This is a genomic window from Pseudoxanthomonas sp. SGNA-20, assembly GCF_003931635.1.
In the GTDB taxonomy this organism is placed as follows: Bacteria; Pseudomonadota; Gammaproteobacteria; order Xanthomonadales; family Xanthomonadaceae; genus Pseudoxanthomonas.
Genome location: NZ_RRYK01000001.1, coordinates 1,138,266 through 1,156,833, shown reverse-complemented (window position 1 = coordinate 1,156,833; position 18,568 = coordinate 1,138,266). Strand labels below are relative to the sequence as shown.

10 protein-coding genes and 1 pseudogene are annotated in these 18,568 nt (G+C 73.9%); 5 read left to right on the top strand and 6 right to left on the bottom strand.

Annotation, left to right across the window (positions count from 1 at the left end; all coding sequences use genetic code 11):
* Positions 1-10 precede the first annotated feature (10 nt).
* Positions 11-1,846, top strand: a complete 1,836-nt coding sequence (locus EIM48_RS05165) for a 3'-5' exonuclease (RefSeq protein ID WP_125076442.1) — start codon at positions 11-13, stop codon at positions 1,844-1,846.
* Between the two features lie 88 nt (positions 1,847-1,934).
* Here the strand turns inward: EIM48_RS05165 and EIM48_RS05160 are convergent, their stop codons facing one another.
* Positions 1,935-4,046, bottom strand: coding sequence for a M13-type metalloendopeptidase (locus tag EIM48_RS05160; protein WP_026010470.1), 2,112 nt, complete (start codon positions 4,044-4,046; stop codon positions 1,935-1,937).
* Between the two features lie 73 nt (positions 4,047-4,119).
* Positions 4,120-5,025 (bottom strand): LysR family transcriptional regulator, encoded by a 906-nt coding sequence (locus EIM48_RS05155; RefSeq protein WP_125111195.1) that lies wholly within the window; start codon positions 5,023-5,025, stop codon positions 4,120-4,122.
* 183 nt (positions 5,026-5,208) lie between these two features.
* Between EIM48_RS05155 and EIM48_RS05150 the strand changes: the two are divergent.
* The 3 genes and pseudogenes from EIM48_RS05150 to EIM48_RS05140 all read left to right on the top strand — a co-directional run.
* Positions 5,209-5,463 (top strand): annotated as a pseudogene (locus tag EIM48_RS05150) (Atu4866 domain-containing protein); the annotation flags it as partial.
* 23 nt (positions 5,464-5,486) lie between these two features.
* Entirely contained in the window at positions 5,487-6,224 is a 738-nt protein-coding gene (locus EIM48_RS05145; RefSeq protein ID WP_125111194.1) for an SDR family oxidoreductase, read from the top strand.
* A gap of 24 nt (positions 6,225-6,248) precedes the next feature.
* On the top strand, positions 6,249-6,743 hold the full coding sequence (locus tag EIM48_RS05140; protein ID WP_028915707.1) for a nuclear transport factor 2 family protein: 495 nt from the start codon (positions 6,249-6,251) through the stop codon (positions 6,741-6,743).
* A gap of 610 nt (positions 6,744-7,353) precedes the next feature.
* On the opposite strand, the gene EIM48_RS05135 is transcribed toward EIM48_RS05140, so the two are convergent.
* The 4 genes from EIM48_RS05135 to recC form a co-directional block, all read right to left on the bottom strand.
* The gene (locus tag EIM48_RS05135) at positions 7,354-7,590 is read right to left on the bottom strand and encodes a hypothetical protein (RefSeq protein ID WP_125111193.1); all 237 of its coding nucleotides are present in this window, start codon (positions 7,588-7,590) and stop codon (positions 7,354-7,356) included.
* Positions 7,591-7,708: 118 nt separating this feature from the next.
* Positions 7,709-9,577: an exodeoxyribonuclease V subunit alpha gene (gene recD, locus EIM48_RS05130; RefSeq protein WP_125111192.1), complete on the bottom strand. Its 1,869-nt coding sequence runs from the start codon at positions 9,575-9,577 to the stop codon at positions 7,709-7,711.
* Positions 9,574-13,191, bottom strand: coding sequence for an exodeoxyribonuclease V subunit beta (recB, locus tag EIM48_RS05125; RefSeq protein WP_125111191.1), 3,618 nt, complete (start codon positions 13,189-13,191; stop codon positions 9,574-9,576). The genes recD and recB overlap by 4 nt, the downstream gene beginning before the upstream one ends.
* Complete coding sequence (gene recC, locus EIM48_RS05120; RefSeq protein ID WP_233581630.1) at positions 13,188-16,595, bottom strand: exodeoxyribonuclease V subunit gamma; 3,408 nt, start codon at positions 16,593-16,595, stop codon at positions 13,188-13,190. Before recC ends, recB begins: the two co-directional genes overlap by 4 nt.
* 102 nt (positions 16,596-16,697) lie before the next feature.
* Here recC and EIM48_RS05115 point away from each other — a divergent pair, with 102 nt between their 5' ends.
* Positions 16,698-18,512: a Na/Pi symporter gene (locus tag EIM48_RS05115; RefSeq protein WP_233581629.1), complete on the top strand. Its 1,815-nt coding sequence runs from the start codon at positions 16,698-16,700 to the stop codon at positions 18,510-18,512.
* The last annotated feature ends 56 nt before the right edge of the window (positions 18,513-18,568 follow it).

Genomic DNA, 18,568 nt, shown 5'->3' with positions numbered 1-18,568 from the left:
CGCGGGGCGCATGACGCCCGGCGAGCGGCGCTTCTCGCTGCGCCTGGAAGACAAGCTCGAGGAAGACTACCTGTGCTGGTACGACGTTCCGATCGGGCCCAGGTACAGGCATCCGGACTTCGTCGTGCTCCACCCGCACCGCGGCATCCTGGTGCTGGAGGTCAAGGACTGGAAGCAGGAGTCCCTGGCCGAGATCGACCGCGACCGGGTGGTTCTCAACACCGAGCGCGGCCGCGTGGTCGAGCCCAATCCGCTGCGCCAGGCGCGCGACTACGCCATGGAGATCCAGCGCCTGCTGCAATCAGACCCGGCATTGCTGCATCCGGCCGGCCATCGCCGCGAAGGCAAGCTGGTCATGCCGTGGGGATTCGGCGTGGTGCTGACCGGCATCACCCGCCACCAGTTCGAACAGATGGAACTGGATGCCTTCATCGGCGCGGCCAGCGTGATCTGCCGGGACGAGATGACCGAGGGCGTCGATCCGGAAGAGTTCCAGAAGCGGCTGTGGGACATGTTCATGATGCCGTTCCCCTGCCAGCTGACCCTGCCGCAGATCGACCGCGTGCGCTGGCACCTGTTCCCGCAGCTGCGCATCCAGCAGCAGGGCGAACTGCTGCCGCCACTGGCAGCCGAGCCGCAGGAGGTGCCGGTGGAGATCCCCGACATCATCCGGATCATGGACCTGCAGCAGGAACAGCTGGCGCGCTCGCTCGGGGACGGGCACCGCGTGATCCATGGCGTGGCCGGCTCCGGCAAGACCATGATCCTCGGCTACCGCTGCGTCGAGCTGGCGCGGCGGCTGCACAAGCCGGTGCTGGTGCTGTGCTTCAACAAGACCCTGGCCAGCCGCCTGGAGCAGCTGATGGTCGCGCACGCCGTGCACGACCGCGTGGCGGTGCGGCATTTCCACGGCTGGTGCAAGGAGCAGCTGCAGACCTATGGCGTGCGCCCGCCTCCGTACCAGGACAACGCCGACCGCTATGCCGCCTTGCTGGTGGAAGCCGTCATCGCGGCGGTGCAGGCCAAGGCCATCCCACGCGCGCAGTACGGCGCGGTGCTGATTGACGAGGGCCACGACTTCGCGCCGGAGTGGCTGCAGCTGGTGGTGCAGATGGTCGACCCGGAGACCAACTCACTGCTGCTGCTCTACGACGACGCACAGACGCTTTACGGCAACGGCGGGCGGCGCAAGTTCAGCTTCGCCAGCGTGGGCATCCAGGCGCGCGGGCGGACCACGATCCTGCGCCTGAACTACCGCAACACCCTGGAGGTGCTGTCGGTTGCCAAGGCCTTCGCCGAGGAAGTGCTCGCCCCCCAGGAAACCGACGACGACCATGTGCCGGTGATCCCGCCCGAGAGCGCCGGCAGGCGCGGCCCGATGCCGGAGCTCTGGCGGGGGCGGAACATCTGGAACGAGGCGGACTTGATCGCCGCGCGCATCGGCGACGCCCTGGAGCAGGGCGCGAGCCCGGACGACTTCGCCGTGCTGTGCCATTCGAACCGGCTGGCGGAACTGGTCGCCGGGCAACTGCGCAAGCGCGGCCTGCCGGTGCTGGTTGCCAGTGGCGAGCGCCGGCGCAACCTGTTCAGCGGCGACCCGGCGATCAAGGTCATGACCATGCACTCCAGCAAGGGCCTGGAGTTCGACACGGTGTTCATTCCCGGGATCTGCGAGCTTGCTTCGCCAGAGAGTGACGGCGAACGCCGGCAGCAGCAGGTCCGCCTGCTGTACGTGGCCATGACCCGGGCGCTGCGCAAGCTGGAGCTCTCCCACCATGGCAATGGACCGATGGTGGAGCAGGTGCGCGTTGTGATCGAGAACGTGGGCCGCCAGCTGGCCGCCTGACCCACGCGCCGCGGGTCCGCCCAGGGCCGGAACGAGGACGGGGCCGCCGAAGCGGCCCCGCCCTTGGGGTTACAGCGCCTGGCCTGGCTTACCAGATCCGCACGCGGTCTTCCGGCTTGATGTACAGCGGGTCGCCTTGCTTGACGCCGAAGGCGTCGTACCAGGCGTCGATGTTGCGCAGCGGGGCGAAGGCGCGGATGTGGCCCGGGGAGTGGGTGCCGTTGACCAGCTGCTGGCGCAGGGCGTCATCACGCCACAGGGTGCGCCAGACCTGGGCCCAGCCGAGGAAGAAGCGCTGTTCGCCGGTGAAGCCGTCGATCACCGGGGCCGGCTTGCCGCCGAGGGAGCGGCGGTAGGCCTCCAGGGCGATGGTCAGGCCGCCGAGGTCGCCGATGTTCTCGCCCATCGAGGTGCGGCCGTTGATGTGCAGGCCCGGCAGCTGCGGGAACTCGTAGGCCTCGTACTGGGCGGCCAGCTTGGCGGCCTGGGCCTCGAACTTGGCCGCGTCCTCGGCGGTCCACCAGTCGCGCAGCACGCCGGCACCGTCGGACTTGCGGCCCTGGTCGTCGAAGCCGTGGATGATCTCGTGGCCGATCACGCCGCCGATGCCGCCGTAGTTCACCGCCGGGTCGGCGTCCGGGTCGAAGAACGGCGGCTGCAGGATCGCGGCCGGGAACACGATCTCGTTCTTGACCGAGTTGTAGTAGGCGTTGACGGTCTGCGGGGTCATGCCCCACTCGTCCTTGTCCACGGTCTTGCCGAGACGGGCGCGGCGGTAGTCCCACTCGAACTGGCGCGCGCGCAGCGCGTTGCCGACCACGTCGCCATTGGCGATGCGCAGGCCGCTGTAGTCACGCCACTTCGGCGGGTGGCCGATCTTCAGGCCGAAGCCCTTGAGCTTGGCGTGGGCCTCGGCCTTGGTGGCCGGGCTCATCCACTCCAGCTGGTCCAGGCGCGCGGCCATGGCCGCCTTCACGTTGGCCACCAGGGCGTCCATCTTGGCCTTGGCGTCCGGGGTGAAGTACAGCTCCACGTAGTCGCGGCCCACGGCCTCGCCGAGGCTGGCCTCGACCAGGGACACGGCGCGCTTCCAGCGCTCGCGCTGCTCGAGCTGGCCGTTGAGGAACTTGTCGCGGAACTCGAAGTGGGCGTTGGCGAAGCGGCTGGACAGCAGCGGCGCGGCGCCGTCGACGGCGTGGAACGCCTGCCAGGCCTGCAGGGTGGCCACGTCGGTGTCGGCGAAGACCTTGGCCATCTTCGGGATGGCGGTGCCCTGGCGCACCACGGCCACGCTGCCGTGGTCCACGCCGGCGGCCTTGAAGTACTCGGCCCAGGGGAAGCCCGGGGCGTAGGCGTCGAAGCGCTCGAACGGCACCGGGTTGTAGGTGCGGTCGCGGTCGCGGCTTTCGGCGCGGGTCCAGTGCGCCTCGGCGATCTTCGTCTCGAACGCCAGCACCGACTGCGCGGCGGCCTGCGGGTCCTTCCAGCCGGCCAGCTCCAGCAGCTGGGCGATGTAGGCCAGGTAGCGCTCGCGCTGCGGGGCGAAGTTGTCGCGCAGGTACATCTCGCGGTCGCCCAGGCCCAGGCCGGACTGGTTCATGTACAGGGTGTAGTGCTCGGGGTCGCGCTGGTCGTCGCTGACCGACAGCCCGAACAGGGTGGCGTTGAAGGTGTCGCGCGCGGCCATCAGGCGCGCGATCTCCAGGTGCGAGCCGGCCTTGCGCACGCGCTCCAGCAGCGGCTTGAGCGGGGCGGCGTCGAGCTTCTCGATCGTCGCTTCGTCCATGAAGCCGTGGTAGACCGCGGCGATCTTGGCGGCGTCGCCGCCGGTGGCCGGGTCGCCCAGCTTGTAGCTCTCCACCAGCTGGTGCACGCGCGCCTCGGACAGGTCGCGCAGGGCGCGGAAGGCGCCGTAGCTGGACTGGTCGGCGGGGATCCGGGTGTTCTTGGCCCAGGTGCCGCTGGCATAGGCGAAGAAGTCCTTGCCCGGGGCCACGCTGGTGTCCATGCCGGCCACGTCGAAGCCCCAGCTGCCGAAGCGCGGGGTCTCGATCGCGCCACCGCCGGCGGCGTCGCCGGCCGGCTGCAACAGCTGCAGGGTGCAGGCGTCGTCCAGGCAGGCATGGGCGTCATGGGCGCCGGCCGTGGCGGCCAGGCCGAGGGCGACCAGGGTCGCGGCGCTAAGCAGGGTCTTCTTCAAGGCAGTCTCCATTCGGGGGTCGCACGGATGCGATCGCCCAGCATAGTGGCCGGGGCGGGCGTACGCGGGTGCCTTAGGTTGGGTCGCGCCGCGTCGCGGCGGCCTTCACGTGGTCCACCAGCGCGCGCAGCCGCGGCGGGGTGTGGCGGCGGGCGGGAAAGTACAGGTAGAAACCGGGGAACGGCGGCAGGTAGTCCCGCAGCAGCGGCACCAGTTCGCCGCGCTCCAGCCAGGGGCGGAAGCAGGCCTCCGGGGCGAAGGTGATGCCGGCGCCGGCCAGCGCGGCGCGGATCATCAGCGACAGGTCGTTGGTGGTCAGCTGCGGCTCGACCTGCACGTCGAACGGGCGCCCGTCCTCGACGAACTCCCAGCGGTACGGCGCCAGCTCCGGGCGCGCGCGCCAGCCGATGCAGCGGTGCCGCACCAGCTCGCGCGGATGCACCGGCACGCCGTGCGCGGCCAGGTAGGACGGGGCAGCCACCGCCAGCTCGCGCTGCGGCCCGCCCAGTGGCACGGCGACCATGTCCTGCTCGATCACCTCGCCCAGGCGTACGCCGGCATCGAAGCCGGCGGCGACGATGTCGAACTCCTGGTCGGTCACGGTCACGTCCAGGGTGATGTGCGGGTAGGCCTGCACGAACGAGGCCACCAGCGGGCCGTTCAGGAACGGCTCGGCGATCGAGGCGACCGCCACCCTGAGCACGCCGCGCGGACTGGCGTCGCCGCCGGCCTCCTCCAGCGCCGTGGCCAGGGTGGACAACGCCCCGGCCACCTGGGCGTGCAGGCGCTCGCCGGCCTCGGTCAGGCGCACGCTGCGGGTGGAGCGCTGCACCAGGGCCACGCCCAGCGCATCCTCCAGCCGGCGCACGCCCTGGCTGACGGCCGAGCGGGTCACCCCCAGGCGGTCGGCGGCGGCGCGGAAATTGCGCGACTCGGCCACCGCCCGGAACAGGTGCAACAGGTTGAGGTCCGGCTGCATGGCGGGCTCCTGGGGGATTGGTTAGCCAATCTAACCACCACGTCCAGTTCCGGGGGAATTCCATGGACACTGGCGCCGGCCTAGGGTGGTTCCACCCCCCGACGGAGAATCCCCATGGCCCCTGCTCCCTCTCCCGCTTCCCACCGCGTCCCTGCGTCCGCCTCCACGGCCCCGTCCGTGCCCCACCCCTACGTCGGGATGTGGGTGAGCGACGACGGCTACATCCGCCACGAACTGCGCGCCGACGGCCGCTACGACGAGGCCCGCGGCCTGCGCCGCAGCGCCTACCAGGGCCGCTACACGATCCGCGGCAACCACATCGACTACCTGGACGACACCGGCTTTGCCGCCGATGGCGAGTTCATCGACGGCGTGCTGTACCACGCCGGCATGGTCCTGCGCCGGGTGCCGGCCGCCTCCGCCTTCCGCGCGGACTGACACCCCCAACCGGAGTTCCCGCCATGAACGACAACATCCACGGCAAGGTGGTGCTGGTCACCGGCGCCAGCAGCGGCATCGGCGAGGCCACCGCGCGCGTGCTCGCCGCGCGTGGCGCGCGCGTGGTGCTGGGCGCGCGCCGCCTGGACCGCCTGCAACGGCTGGCCGAGGCGATCGCCGCCACCGGCGGCAGCGCCAGCGCCCGCGAACTGGACGTGGCCAACCGCGCCAGCATGCAGGCCTTCGCCGAACACGCGCTGCAGCGCTTCGGCCGCATCGACGTACTGGTCAACAACGCCGGCATCATGCCGCTGTCGCCGATGGCGGCGCTGAAGGTCGAGGAGTGGGACGCCATGCTCGCCGTCAACGTGCGCGGCGTGCTGTACGGCATCGCCGCGGTGCTGCCGACCATGCAGGCGCAGGGCAGCGGCCACGTCATCAACGTTTCCTCGATCGGCGGGCTGTACGCGATGCCGACCGCGGCGGTGTACTGCGGCACCAAGTTCGCGGTGCGCGCGATCTCCGACGGCCTGCGCCAGGAGAACGACCGCATCCGCGTCACCTGCGTCTATCCGGGCGTGGTCGAGTCGGAGCTGGCCGCGACCATCACCGATGCGGACGCGGCCCGCGCCATGGCCGAGTTCCGCAAGGTCGCGCTCCGGCCCGAGGCGATCGCCAACGCCATTGCCCACGCCATCGCCCAGCCGGAGGACGTGGACACCAGCGACATCGTCGTGCGCCCGGTGGCGCACCCGGCCTGAGCATGCATGCACAGGAGGATCCCCATGCCCATCCGCTCCCTGCCCTGGCGCCTGGCCATCGGCTGCGCGCTTGCCCTGGCGTCCGCCGTGCCCGCCGCCGCCGCGCCGGTGGCCGATCCCCCCGCCTCCGATGCGGCGGCCAATGCCGCGCGGGTGCGCGAGGCCTTTGCCGCCTGGCGCGACGGCCGCGGCAGCGTGTTCGACCTGCTGCACGAGGACGTGGAATGGACCGTGGCCGGCACCAGCCCGGTTTCCGGCGTGTACCGCTCGCGCGCGCAGTTCCTGGAACAGGCGGTGGCGCCGATCGGCGCGCGCCTGGCCACGCCGATCGTGCCGACGGTGGAACAGGTGCTGGCGCAGGACGACATGGTGGTGGTGGTCTGGTCCGGCCAGGCCACCACCCGCGATGGCGGGACCTACCGCAACCGCTATGCCTGGCACATGCAGCTGCGCGAAGGCCGGATCGTGCGCGTGATCGCCTTCCTCGACACCTGGGCGCTGGCGGAACTGTTGCGCTGAGGCTGCGGCGTGACTGGCGCGCATGGGCGTGCGTGCAAAGGCCCCTGCCGGCGCCGGGCGCCGGCAATGGCCTTCCCCGCCCACGGCTGGATCCCGCTACGCGCGTGCCGCCGTCAAAGCAGCAGGTAGCGCACGCGCCGGCAACGGCAGCGCATCCCGCCGTCGCGGGTCGGCAGCTCGTAGCGATGGAAACCCAGCAGGCAAAGTACCGTCGAGATCAGGCGCAACATGGCTGCGATCCCCTGGCGCACGCCCGGCCACGCTCCCGCCCGGCCCACCGGACCGTGACGGGTGACCGCCGTGCATGGGACGAGCATCGCGTCCGCCGCTGCGTCACGGAATCGGCTTTGTCTCAATTTGCCCGCGCCGCGGAAGCGGCGGCAGCGCGTCCTAGCGCAGCTGGTAGCGGACCCGGCGGCAACGGCAGCGTAGGCCACCGTCATGCGTCGGCTTGGTGTAGCGATGGATCCCCAGCAGGCACAGCAGCTTGGACAGGCGTTCCATGGACGATCTCCCCCTGATCGCTATGCGTCGCCCCGGCCGGGGCATATCCGTGACGTAGCTCACAGATGTTCCTCCAGTCCCGGGGGCTGCGCAATGGGGCCGCCGCTCAGGGGTCCAGCGACTGGCGGACCGCGAAGTCGTCGCGCACGAACTGGTTGATATAGGTGTTGAGCCCGTCGCCGGCCTCGGCCAGGCGCTGCATCTCCAGCACGTGTTCGCTGCCGGGGTGGCGCGCGTCGTAGCGGTAGGTGCCGCCGCGGCGGAACCGCACCTCGATCCAGCCGGGCCCGCATTCGTAGGCGTCCACGCCCGAATCCCCGTCGTTGCCGCGGTATGGCTTCATGGCCGTCTCCTCGCACGCCCGCCGCCCGGGCACGCGCCCATGCCAGCACGTGGCGCGTGCAGGCCGGATCAGGACGCGCCGGGCGATGGCACGCCGCCGCGCCTGGGGCGCGCCGCGTTCAGTCCCCGGCGCCCAGGCGCCAGGCCAGCCCGGACACGCGGCTGACGTGGCGCGACAGCGCCAGGGCCAGGATCGCCGGGTCGGCGCACAGGTGCAGCGCATCGCGGGCGCGGGTCAGGCCGGTGTAGACCAGTTCGCGCGAGAGCACGCGGCTGTCCTTGCCCGGCAGCACCAGCCACACCTCGTCGAACTCCGAGCCCTGGGCCTTGTGCACGGTCATGGCGAAGGCGCTGTCGTGGGCGGGCAGGGTGGCCGGATGGAACGCGCGCGGAGCGTCGGGCGTGGCGCCCGGGAACCAGGCCATCAGCTGGCCGCGGTCGTCGCGCAGGCAGATGCCGATGTCGCCGTTGAACAGGCCGTGGCGGTAGTGGTTCTCGGTGACCAGCAGCAGGCGGCCGTGGAAGAAACCGTCGCTGCGCGTGCGCGGCTGCTGCTGGGCCAGGCGCTCGGCCAGCAACGCCTCGATCCGGGTGTTGAGCCCGCGCGCGCCCTGCGGGCCTTCGCGCACCGCGGTGAGGATGCGCAGGCGTCCGGCCAGGGCCAGGGCCTCGGCGGGCGTGGGCGCCTGGGCCAGGGCGGTCCAGTGGGCGAGGAAGTGCTCGCGCCGGGCCGGGTCCTGCAGCAGGTCGGCGGCGTCGGCGTGGTAGTGCACGCCGTCGAGCCTGCCCTCGCGCAGCAGCGCCAGCGCGCGTTCGCCGTCGCCGCTGCGCACCGCGGCGGCCAGCGGCGCCAGGTCCAGCGCGGCCGACTGGCGCCAGCCGCGCACCAGGTGCACGTGGCGGGCAGGGAAGGGCACGGCGGCATCGGGTGCGATCGCGGCCGGGTCGACCTCGCCCAGCAGCGGCTGCAGCGCGCCCGCGTCGGCGGCGGCCAGGCGCATGCCGTCGCCGGCGGCGGCGAGGATGCCGCTGAGCACGTCGCCGGCCTCCACCGAGGGCAGCTGGTCGGGGTCGCCCAGCAGCACCAGGCGCGCGCCGTCGGGCACCGCTTCCACCAGCTTGGCCATCAGCGGCAGGTCGATCATCGAGGCCTCGTCCACCACCACGATGTCCACGTCCAGCGGGTTGGCGGCGTCGTGGCGGAAGCGCGGGGAGTCGGGGATGGTGCCGAGCAGGCGGTGCAGGGTGCGGCCGCCGGTGGCCAGCGGCGCCAGCAGCTCCGGTTCGATGCCCTGCTCGGCCAGCAGCCGCGCGGCGCGGCGCAGGCTCTCGGCCATGCGCTCGGCGGCGCGGCCGGTGGGCGCGGCCAGGGCGATGCGCGGCGCCGGCTGGCCGGCGGCGGCGGCGCGCGCGGCCAGCAGCACCAGCAGGCGGGCGATGGTGGTGGTCTTGCCGGTGCCGGGGCCGCCGGTGACCAGCAGCAGGCGGTGGAGCAGGGCAACCGCGGCGGCGCGCGCCTGGTGGTCGCCGCCGCCGGCCGCCTGCGGGAACAGCCGCGCGAACAGCGGCGCCAGGGCGGCGATGCCTTCCGGCTCTGCGGCGCCGCTGCCCAGCCGCTGCAGGCCCGCGGCCAGGCGGCGCTCGTACTCGCGGTAGCGGCGCAGGTAGAGCAGGCCGTGCTCCAGCACCAGCGGCGCCGCGCCGGGGGCTTCGTCCGCACGCGCGCCGGGGCAGGCCACCCAGCGCGAGGCCTGCAGCGCGCGCTGCCACTGCGCCGGGTCCGGCCAGTCCAGGTCCAGGTCGAGCAGGGCGCGCGGCTGGTCGATGCGGAAGCCGGCGTGGCCGGCGGACACCGCCAGCGAGGCCAGGGCCGCAGCCAGCACGACCTCGTCCGCGGTGCCCGGGTCGAGCCGGCGCAGGCCCACGGCCAGGGCGTGGTCCAGGGTGCGCAGGTGGCCCTCGCTGCGCAGGCGCTCGAGCAGGCTCATGCCGCCGCTCCCGCCGGCTCGCGGCCGGCAAACAGCGCGTCCACCGCCTCCACCAGTGCTGGCTCGAAGCGCCAGGCCTGCACGCCCGGGCGGCTACCGTCGGGTGCCGCGGCGGCCGCGTCCAGGCCGCGGCAGAACAGGTAGCGCACGCCGCCGAAGTCGCACGCGTAGTCATAGGCCCCGCCCAGGCGGAAGCGCAGCCAGCGGTGCAGGGCCACGGTGTAGATCAGCGCCTGCAGCGGGTATTCGCTGTGTTCCATGGCCTCGGCCATCTGCGCCGGGCCGTAGCCGCGCAGGCGGTTGGACTTGTAGTCGAGCACGTACCAGCGTCCGTCGTGCAGGTAGGTCAGGTCGATCAGGCCGGTCATCAGGCCCTCGAGCGTGCGCCGGCCGCCGAAGCCGCTGCGCCCGCGCAGCAGGCCGTGGCGGTGGAGCAGGGCCAGCAGCTGCTCGCTGCGGGTCGGGGCCAGGGCGAACTGGAACTCGATCTCCGCGCGCCGCTGCGCCTCCGGCAACTCGGCCAGGCGCACGCCCTCCGGCAGCGGCACGGTCAGGGTGTGGCCGGCGAGGCTGGCCAGCAGGGCGATGCCGTCGTCCAGCTCGGCCTCGGCATAGCCGGCATTGCGCAGCGCGCGGACAATGCGCGCCTCCTCGCCGGGCGGGGCCGGATCGCCCGGGCGCCAGTCGCGCCAGGCGGCGAAGTCGGCGTACTCGAGCACCTCGTGCAGGACCACGCCGAAGCGCGAGCCGGCAAAGCGCGGATCGTGGCCCTCGTCGGCCGGGGCCTCGGCCTCGGGCGCGGCGGGTTCGTCGCGGCCGCCGGGCGGCGGCTGGGTAGCGGCGCTGGAGGTGTCGCCGGCGCCGTCGGCGCGGGCCAGCTGGGTGAAGCTGTACACCCACCAGTCGCTGGCCAGGGAGCGGCCGGGCGTGCGCGCCGGCGGCACCTCGCCCTCGGCCTCGGCCGGCAGCCACGGCAGGCTGGCCGGCGGCGGGGTGGCATCGAGCACGATGGAGCCGGGCAGGGCGGCGGCCAGCACCTGCGGATCGCGCAGCATCGGCCACAGGGGGGTGGCGTGGTGGTTGTAGAACTCGCCGCTGGCCAGCCACAGCGCGTCGCGCGCGCGGGTCAGGCCCACGTACAGCAGGCGCGCGTCCTCGGCCCTGCAGGCTTCCTGGTGGCGCGCGACCGCATCACCCCAGCCGCTGGCCTGCTCCTGCAGGCGCCACTGCAGCAGCGGGCCCTCGGCGTCGTGCACCACCACGCAGCGCGAGGGCGTGTCCGGCCTGGCGCCGATGCCGACGAACGGCAGGAACACCAGCGGGTACTCCAGGCCCTTGCTCTTGTGCAGGGTCACGATCTGCACCCGGTGCGCGTCCGACTCCAGGCGCAGCAGCTGGGTCTCGTCGTTGCTGCTGGCCTGGGCGATGGCCCGTTCCAGCCAGTCGACCAGGCCGTGCAGGCCCAGCGCCTGGCGCTGCGCTTCCTGCAGCTGCTCGGCCAGCTGCAGGTAGTTGGTCAGGCGGCGTTCGCCGTCGACCAGGGCCAGCAGGCGGGTGGCCTGGGCCGCGCACAGTTCGCCCAGCAGGGCCAGCGGGCCGCCCTGGTCCAGGCGCTCGCGCCAGCCCAGCGCGGCGTGGCGCCACTGGCGCATGGCCTCGCCGTCGCCATCCAGGGCGGCAACGTGGTGCGCGTCCTGGCCGACCAGCACGGTGGCCAGGGCGGCGCGCAGGCGGGCGTCGTCGTCGCCGTGCAGCAGCGCCTGCAGCAGCACCAGCACCTCCAGCGCCTCGCCGGTCTCGAACAGGCTCTGGCTGCCGGCGGCCACCGCGGGGATGCCGACCGCGGCCAGGGCCTGGCGGATCTGCGTCGCCTCGCGGTGCTTGCGCACCAGCACCGCGATGTCGCCCGGCCGCACCGGGCGGCCGTCGATGCTGGCGCGGCCGGCGCGGGCATCGCTGAGCACGGCATGGATCGCCGCCACGCAGGCATCGGTGGCCAGTTCGCGCGAGCGCCCGGCCGGCCAGGGCTTGCGCTTGCCCTTGGCGTCGACCGGCGGCGGCGGGGCCTGCCACACCGTCAGGGCCGGGGCCGGACTGCCGTCGCGCAGGAAGTCGCCGTCGCCGCGGCGCCCGCCCGGCTGCACCGGGTGGAAGGCGATGCGCGGATCGGCGAAGGCGGCGGCGCCGGCCTGCGCGTACAGCGCCTCGATCGCGGCCAGCACGCTCGGCCGCGAGCGGAAGTTGCGGTCCAGCGCCGGCGCGGCCTCGGCGGTGGCGCAGGCGGCCAGGTAGGTTTCCACGTCGCCGCCGCGGAAGCGGTAGATCGCCTGCTTGGGATCGCCGATCAGGAACAGCGCCGGCTCGCCGCTGGCGGCACCGAACACGCGGTCGAAGATCCGCCATTGGCGCGGGTCGGTGTCCTGGAACTCGTCGACCAGGGCGATCGCGTACTGCTCGCGCAGGCGCCGGGCCAGGGCCTCGCCGTGGGCGCCGTCGAGCGCGGCGGCGACGCCGTCGATCAGGTCGTCGTAGGTCTGCACCCGCAGCTGGCGCTTGAGCGTGGCCAGCCTGCGTCGCGCGTCCGTGCGCAGGCGGTGCAGCAGGGCCACCCGGCGCGCCTCGCGCCAGGCCTCGACCGCCTCCATGGCTTCGGCATAGGCCTGCACCGCGTCGCACAGCGGCGAATCGGGGGTCTTGCCGGCACCGGCCTTGCTGGTGCACTTGAGCAGGGTGGCGCGCTGCAGCTGGCCCAGCTTGTCGTGGTGGAACGGCACCTCCGGGCGGCCGGCCTGGCACCAGCGCCGCAGCTGGTCGAACAGTTCGCCGATCCAGGCCGCGCGGTAGCTGTTGTTGTTGAGCACCTTGCCCGCCACCGCGGCCAGCAGCGCCTCGCGCAGTTCGTCGCCATGGGCCAGGCCGGCCTCCAGCAGCGCGCGTGCGGCCGCCTCCAGCCGTGGTTGCGGATCCGGCTGCGCCGGGTCCGGCGGCTGCGGGCGCAGGCGCGGCTGCCGCGCCAGCGCCGGCAGGTCGGCGGCCAGCGCCTTCGGGCCACCGCGCCACAGTTCTTCCAGGTCGGCGGCGGTTGCCGCATCGGTGGCGTGGGCACGCCACAGGTCGGCGGCCACCGCCTCACGCAGGCCTTGGTCGTTGGCCAACAGCTCCGGCGGCTCGAAGCCCTGGCCGCTTTCCAGCGCGTGCTCGCGCAGCACCCGGGCGCAGAAGCCGTGGATGGTGAACACCGCGGCCTGGTCGATGCCGTCGGCGGCCGCGCGCAGGCGCCGCGCGACCGCGGCGGCGTCCTCGCCGCTACGGGCCAGGTGGGCTTGCAGCAGGCGCGCGGTCAGTTCGGCATCGGCCGAACCGGTGCCGGGCACCACGCCGGCGGCCACGTCCGCGGCCAGCACCAGGCGCCGGCGCACGCGGGCGCGCAGCTCCTGGGTGGCGGCCTCGGTGAAGGTGACCGCGAGGATCTTCTCCACCGGCAGCGCGCGCTCCAGCACCAGGCGCACCACCAGGGTGGCCAGGGTGAAGGTCTTGCCGGTGCCGGCGGAGGCCTCGATCGAGCGCACGCCGTGCAGGTCCAGCTCCAGGAACGGATCGCGGGCGCCGCTCATGCCGCGTCCTCCGCGTCGTGCACCCCGGCCAGGCCGAACAGCAGGTCCGGGTCCACGCCCGGCGCCAGGCGGCCGTCGGCCACCGCGGTGTACACCGCCTCGGCGGTCTCGACGAAGCGGTGCAGCAGGGCCGGGTCGGCGAACGGATCGTGGCCGCGCAAGGCCAGGCGCAGCGCCGGATCGGCCGACTCGGGCGGACGCGGTCCGCCGCCATGCCAGCAGGTGCGCGCCCTGGGCACGCTGCGGGGGTAGTCGCCCTGGCCCTGGTAGATCTCCCAGCCGCTGTACGGGGCAAACGGCAGCGGCTCGCACAGGCCGGCCGCGCGCAGGCGCAGCAGCGCGGCCAGCACCGCGCGCGCCTGCTCCGGCGCCAGCGGCGGGCGCGGGAACGGGCCATGGCGCACGCCGTCCTCGAGCCTGAGCTCGTGGAACTCAACCAGTTCCAGCGGCAGGCCGGCGGCGCGCGCCAGCAGCCAGTCCAGGCCGTGGCGGATGGTGGCCGGGCCGCCGGGCCTGCCCAGGCGCACCCGGGCGATGCCCTGCGGGTAGACGTCGTCGATGCGGCCGCGCAGGCGCACGCCGTCGACCACCACCTCGGCCACCAGCGACCGCGGACCGGCGTCGCCACGCCAGCCGGCGAAGGCTTCCAGCCAGGGCTGCAGTTCGCCCACCTGGCGTTCCAGCAGGCGCCGCCCCGGTTCGCCGGAGGGCAGCAGGCCACGCGCGCGCAGCAGGGCGTGCATGCGCCGCGGTTCCTCGCCGCGCAGGGCGGCCTCGAACACCGCCCGCTGCATGCGGCTGCGGTCCAGCGCGCTTTCCGGCGCGGCCAGCGGTTCGACGTCGTCGCCGTGCTCCTCCAGCTCCGGCAGGCGCACGCGCACCCGCGCCAGGAACTCGCGCGCCGGGTTGAGCAGGAACCGGCGCAGCGCCTCCAGCGGCAGCACCGGCTCGCCCGGCTCGTCCGGATCCGGGGGTGGCGGCAGGGCCTGGCCCTGGAACCACGGGCCCAGCACGCTGCGGCGCGCGGCCGGCTGCGCCGCGGCCTCGCGCCAGTCGCGGCGGTAGGAGAAGCGGCGCGGCTCGCCGCCGGCGCCGAACGCGGCCGCGGCGAACGGCTGCAGCGGATGCCGCACCACCAGCGCATCCGCCAGGCCGGCGGTCTCGCCCGGCGGATGCGCGTGCTGTTCCACCGCCGCTTCCAGCAGCTCGGACACCAGCACCGAGGGCTCGCGCTCGCTGCCGTCGCGCGGGTCGGCGCCGATCCAGCTGACGTAGAACACGTCCTGGGCGGCGGCCAGCAGCTGCAGGAACAGGAAGCGGTCGTCCTCGCGGGTGGAGCGGTCGCCGACCCGGCGCTTCCCGGTGCCCAGCTCGGCGGTCAGGCGGTTGAGGCCGGCGGCCGGGTCGCGGCGCGGGAACTCGCCGTCGTTCATGCCCAGCACGCAGATCACCCGGAACGGCAGCAGGCGCATCGGCACCATGCGCGCGACGCTGACGCCGCCGGTCAGCAGCGGGGCGCGGGTATCGGCTTCGGCCAGGACGGCGGCGAAGTGGGCGCGCACCGCCTCGGCCGGCACCGGCGCCTCGTAGCCGGCACGGCGCGCGGTGTCGGCGAAGGCGTCGACCAGGCTGCGCAGGCGATCCAGCGCGCGCTGGGTGGCCGGGCTGGCCGGCGGCCGCGGCAGCAGCGCCTTGAGCAGGTCCAGCAGGCGTTCGCGCCACTGCGCCGGCGGCATCGCCCCGGCCAGCGCGCCGGCGTTGCGTTCCAGCACCCGCAGCAGCCGCAGCAGGGTGTCCAGCGCCTCCAGCGCGCTGCCTTCCAGGTCCGGCAGCGGCGCCACCACGCGGCCGTCGTCCAGTTCGATCGGCGCGTCGCTGCCGGAAGCGTGGCCCAGCAGCAGGCGGTCCAGGGCGAAGGCCCAGGTGTAGGCGTCGTCCTCCGGCGCATCCAGGCGCGCGCGGTGGGCGGCGTCCAGGCCCCAGCGCGCGCCGGCCGCGTCCAGCCAGGCGCGCAGGCGGTCCAGTGCCGGGGCGTCCAGGCCATTGGCCTCGGCCACCGCCGGGCTGGCCAGCAGGTCCAGTACCTCGTGCAGGCCGAAGCGCGACACCGGCAGCGCCAGCAGGCGCAGGAACACCCCAGCCAACGGTTCGTTGGCCAGCGGGCTGGCATCGGCCAGGGCGTAGGGGATGGCGTCCGCCTCGCCGCGGCGGCCGAACACCGCCTCCAGGTAGGGCAGGTAGGGATCGATGTCCGGCGCCAGCACCGCGACCTCGCGCGGCTGCAGCGGCGGATCGAAGCGCGGGTCGTCGAACAGCCCGCGCAGCTGGTCGGCCAGCACCTGCAGCTCGCGCAGGCGGGTGTGGCAGGCGTGCAGCTGCAGGCTGGGGTCGGTGCGGTCCACTTCCGCGCGCAGCGGCGCGCCCGGCCGCGGGCGGCGGTGGAAGATGTCCGACTGCAGCCGGCGCAGCAGGCTGTCGCGCAGCGCGCCGCCGCCCTCGCCGGGGTCGGCGTGGACCTCGAACTCGGCCGAGGCATGGACCACCTCGTAGCCGCCGACCAGGGCCATGAAGTCGGCGCCGGCCGCGCCCCACAGCTGCAGCAGGCGGTTCTCCTCCGCCTCGGCGCGCGGCTCGCCGCGGCGCAGGCGCTGCAGGTCGCCCCAGTAGTCGGCCACCGGCGAGGGCACGAACAGGTGCAGGGTGCCGACCCGGGCCTGGGTGGCGATCACCCGCAGCACGTCGGGCGAGACGTTGAGCGTGGCGAAGGCCGACAGCCGCGGCGGCAGGCCCTGCGGCAACGGGCCGCCGGCCGGCGCGTAGCGCTCCAGGTACTGCTGGATGCGGCGCGCGCGGTGCGGGCGGCCGCGGGCCACGCGGCGCCAGAGGATGGCCTGCGGGTCGTCCGGGTCGGCGCCGTCCTCCCAGCGCAGCAGCCACTCGCGGCGCCAGGCCTGGTACTTGTTGAACACGTTGGCCAGCTCGCCGGCCAGCGCCCAGGCGCGCAGCGGGTCGTCCCCTTCGACGTGGGCGGCGATCTGGGCCATGGCCGGCTGCCGCAGCAGGGCGTGGTCGCACAGGGCGGCGTACAGGTGCCAGCGCAGGGTCTCGGCGTCGAGCTCGTCGCCGTCCGGGTCGGTGGGCAGGTTGGCGGCCAGCGCCTGGCCCACGAACTCGCCCGGGGTGAGGAACTGGATGTTGGCGGCCACGCCGTGCTCGGCGGCCAGGGTGGCCTGCAGCCAGCGGCGCATCGCCACCTGCGGGATCAGCACCACCTCCGGCGCCAGCAGCGGCTGGCCGGGCGCCGGCTCGCGCAGCACCCTGGCCAGGATCCCCGCCAGGATCTCCAGCGAGTTGGAGTGGTACAGCCGGAAGTCGGGGCAGGCGTCGGGATGGTGCTCGGGCATCCGGCCATCTTGCCGCAGCGCCATCGCAACAGGCGAGACGGCGGCCGGCGCTGGCTAGAATCGCGCCGACGCGGATGGCCGCAGGGGGATTGGATGCGCGCGATGCGGCTGCCGCCGCTGCTGGGACCTTTGCTTGCGCTTGCACTGGCGCTGCTGCTGGGCTGGAGCTTCTGGCGCAGCGCCGGCTGGCTGCAGCTGTGCGCGGGCCTGGCGCTGTTCCTGTTCGGCATGCAGTGCCTGGAGGAAGGGCTGCGCCAGCTGGCCGGCGGCGGCCTGGAGCGGCTGCTGGCGCGCAGCACCGGCACCCCGCTGCGCGGGCTGCTGTTCGGCATGGCCGGCACCGCGCTGCTGCAGTCCACCACCCTGGTCTCGCTGCTGACCATCGCCTTCATCGGCTCGGGGCTGATCCAGCTGGCCGGCGGCATCGCGGTGATCCTGGGTGCCAACCTCGGTGCGACCAGCGGCATCTGGCTGCTGGCCCTGGCCGGGCAGGACCTCAGCCTGTCGCCGCTGGCCCTGCCGCTGCTGGTGTTCGGCGTGCTGGGCGGCTTCGCCGGCGCGCGCGGCAAGGCGGCCGGGCGGGTGGTGCTGGGCGTGGCCTTCATCTTCCTGGGCATCGACCAGCTCAAGCTGGGCTTCGACCAGTTCGGCGCGGGCCTGGACCCGGCCGCGGTGCAGGGCAGCGGCGTGGCCGGCACCGCGCTGTTCGTGCTGGCCGGGCTGGCGGTGACCGTGGTCCTGCAGTCCAGCCACGCCACCCTGATGCTGACCCTGGCGGCGCTGGCCGGCGGCCAGCTGCAGCTGGAGCAGGGCCTGGCGATCGCGGTGGGCTCGAACGTGGGCAGCAGCGTCAGCACCGCCTTCGTCGGCATGCTCGGCGGCAACCGCAGCGGCCAGCGCCTGGCCCTGGCGCACGCGCTGTTCAACATCGTTACCGCGAGCGCGGCCCTGGTCCTGCTGCTGCCGCTGACCTGGCTGGTGAAGGCCGTGGCCGGGTTCTCCGGCTTCGGCGGCAACGCGCTGCTGCAGCTGGCCCTGTTCCACACCCTGTTCAACGCCGGCGGCGTGGCCCTGTTCTGGCCCTGGCAGCGGCGGCTGGAGGCGCTGCTGCGGCGCTGGCTGCCGGACCGTCCCGATCCAGCGTTACCCGAGGCGCACGAAGCGGATGTGGCGATCGGGCGCGTGCATGCGCGCCACCTCAGCGGCCCGGCGCTGGAATCGGTGGATGCGGCCGCGGCCGCGGTGGCGCTGGAGCTGCGCCACCTGGGCGAACTGAGCATGGAGGTGATCTGCCAGGCGCTGTGCCTGCCGCCGCGCGCGCTGTCCGCTGCCGGGACCGATCCGGCCCTGCTCGACGGTTCCTGCGCGCCCGGCCAGGCGGTGGACGCCGAACTGCTGTACCAGCAGCGGGTCAAGGGCGTGTATGGCGACCTGCTGGCATTCATGAGCCGGCTGGAGCTGCCGCTGGACGAGGAGCACCAGCGCTTCTGGGCCGGCAGCCAGCTGGCGGCGATGCAGATGGTCAACGCGGTCAAGAGCGCCAGGCAGCTGCAGAAGAACCTGCAGCGCCACCTCGCCGGGCCCGATGGCCCGGTGCGCGCGGCCTACCTGGAGCTGCGCGCGCACCTGTTCGGCCAGCTGCGCGCGCTGCATGCGCTGCGCCACCTGGGCGACGTGGATGCGCTGGCGACGGAACTGGCGCGGCTGGACGCGGAAGCTGACGCGTTCCAGGCACGCTTCCGCCAGCAGCTGTTCGAGCGGGTGCGCGAGGGCGCGATCGACGGCCTGGACGCCGGCTCGCTGCTCAACGACCAGGGCTATGCCGGGCAGGTCTACCGCCAGCTGCGGCAGCTGTTCGACCGCGCCGGCGAGCCGGGCTCGCTGCAGCAGCTGCGCCAGCTTTCCACCGCCGCCTGAGCCGCGCGCGGCAGGGCCGGACAACGTGCACGCGGTGGCACGATCCGGCCCACGTC